The organism is Mesorhizobium sp. M7A.F.Ca.ET.027.03.2.1 (genome assembly GCF_003999175.1).
Taxonomy (GTDB): Bacteria; Pseudomonadota; Alphaproteobacteria; order Rhizobiales; family Rhizobiaceae; genus Mesorhizobium.
Genome location: NZ_RZOM01001146.1, coordinates 1 through 1,891 on the forward strand (window position 1 = coordinate 1; position 1,891 = coordinate 1,891).

Genomic DNA, 1,891 nt, shown 5'->3' on the forward strand with positions numbered 1-1,891 from the left:
CTCGTATTGCGGGTCCTCCCGATTGTCGGTCCAGCTCAGCACGGCCACGCCGGGACGCACGAAGCAGCAGACGTCATCGACATGGCCGTCGGTTTCGTCGAAGGCAAGGCCACGCGGCAGCCAGATGACGGTGTCGACACCGAGATAGTCGCCAAGCTGGCGCTCCACCTCGGCCTTGCCGAGATGGGCGTTGCGATTTCGGTTGAGCAGGCATTGCTCCGTGGTGATGAGGGTGCCCTGGCCGTCGCATTGCAACCCGCCGCCCTCGGCGATCAGAGGTGCGCGGTAGCGCTCCATGTTCTCGATTTCGAGCACTTTTTGCGCTGCCAGGTCATCGAGGTCCCATGGCGCGTAGAGGCCGCCGTCAAAACCGCCATAGGCGTTGAAGATCCAATCGACGCCACGCACGTCGCCTTGATCGTTGACGACGAAATTGGGACCGCTGTCGCGCAGCCAGGAATCGTTGGTGGACATTTCCACGACGCGCACATGGCCGGGCAATCGCGCCCTGGCATTTTGCCACTGGCGTGCGGAGGCCGCCACCGTCACCGGCTCGCTTTGCGCGATCGCCGCGGCGACATCCACGAACAGCTTTTGCGCGGGCTTGGCGCCGAGGCGCCCGGTGTCCGGCCGCTCCGGCCAGATCATCCAGCAGCCTGATTTGGGTTCGAATTCGCCGGGCGCGCGAAACCCATCCTGTTGCGGCCTTGTCGAAAGGGTACGGGGCATCTGGGGACCGCCGGGAAATGGAGTGATGACTTGCCCGGATCAGACGTTTTGGGACCTTGTCCGTCAATGTCCCATTTGGGATATCGGTGTTGGCGGCTGTCTCCTGTTGCGGAACGGCATTGCCTTGCCACGGTGATCGGCGCAAATCTCGACCGGACGGCGTATGCCGGTGACGCAAGCAGTCGACGAAAGGGGAAAAGCGGATGGATGCGACCGAACTGAAGGCCATGCAGGCGCCGCTGAAGCAGGCCTACCGTGACGATGCTTCGCAGGCCCTGATCACGCTTCGCGCCAAGGGCTCGATCGATGACCAGTCGGTTGCCTGCAAGGTGGAGACGGGCAGGGCGCTCGCCATCGCCGGCCTGCATCCGGCAACAGGCGGCTCAGGGCTTGAACTCTGCTCGGGCGACATGCTGCTGGAGGCGTTGGTCGCCTGCGCCGGGGTGACGCTCAAGGCGGTGGCGACGGCGCTCGAGTTCAAGCTCGGCGCCGCCACGGTGGAGGCCGAAGGCGATCTCGATTTTCGCGGCACGCTCGGTGTCGCCAAGGATGCACCGGTCGGCTTTCGCGCCATCCGGCTCAATTTCAACCTCGACACCGCTGAGCCGCAGGAGCGGGTAGACTCGCTGCTGAAGCTGACCGAGCGTTATTGCGTGGTGTTCCAGACCATCAGCCAGAAGCCGGAGCTGACGGTGAGCGCACGCCGCTGATGCTTACTGCGCCGACGGTTCTTCGGCGTCGCCCTCGTCAGTGAAGGGCGAGGCGCTCGGCACGCATTGCACCGACCAGCCGGCCGGTGTCGGCTGCTTCTGATATTCGGTGATGGCGGCGGTGCACTGTTCGCGTTTGTCGAAGGTGCTGGGCAGCACGACCATGCCGCCTTGCGGGCCGGCGATTACCAGATACCAGACCAACGCTGCTGCGGTCGTAGCCATGGGGATTTCCTTGTTCTGCCAGTTGGGCGCTGTTGTGGGAGTCGCTGTGACCCTACCAACTCCATGGAAATGACGAAAGCCTGACCGCCGCACAGCTTCCCGCCGTCACATCACAGCCGCGTGATGTGACGGGGGTTTCCAGCCCGATTTCGAAGCGCAATCGGCTCAGTTGGTGGCAAAACAATAGAACAAGCCATCGCCCCCGGTGCCCTTGAGCGCCTCCTGGC

General features: G+C 63.9%; 3 protein-coding genes. 1 reads left to right on the forward strand and 2 read right to left on the reverse strand.

Features of this window, described 5'->3' with window-relative positions:
• Positions 1-729, reverse strand: a 729-nt coding sequence (locus tag EN750_RS32225; protein WP_127399100.1) for an agmatine deiminase family protein, incomplete at its 3' end; no start/stop codon positions are given.
• A 203-nt stretch (positions 730-932) separates the two neighbouring features.
• Between EN750_RS32225 and EN750_RS32230 the strand changes: the two genes are divergently transcribed.
• Positions 933-1,439 carry an OsmC family protein gene (locus EN750_RS32230; protein WP_127269953.1) on the forward strand — a complete coding sequence of 169 codons (507 nt, stop codon included), beginning with the start codon at positions 933-935 and terminating at the stop codon, positions 1,437-1,439.
• A gap of 3 nt (positions 1,440-1,442) precedes the next feature.
• On the opposite strand, the gene EN750_RS32235 is transcribed toward EN750_RS32230, so the two are convergent.
• Positions 1,443-1,664 (reverse strand): hypothetical protein, encoded by a 222-nt coding sequence (locus EN750_RS32235; protein ID WP_013532531.1) that lies wholly within the window; start codon positions 1,662-1,664, stop codon positions 1,443-1,445.
• Between the last annotated feature and the right edge of the window lie 227 nt (positions 1,665-1,891).

Bases quoted from the DNA above. Each gene is read 5' to 3' on its own strand.
- EN750_RS32230 (WP_127269953.1), top strand. From the start codon at position 933: ATGGATGCGACCGAACTGAAGGCCATGCAGGCGCCGCTGAAGCAGGCC.
- EN750_RS32235 (WP_013532531.1), bottom strand. From the start codon at position 1,664: ATGGCTACGACCGCAGCAGCGTTGGTCTGGTATCTGGTAATCGCCGGC.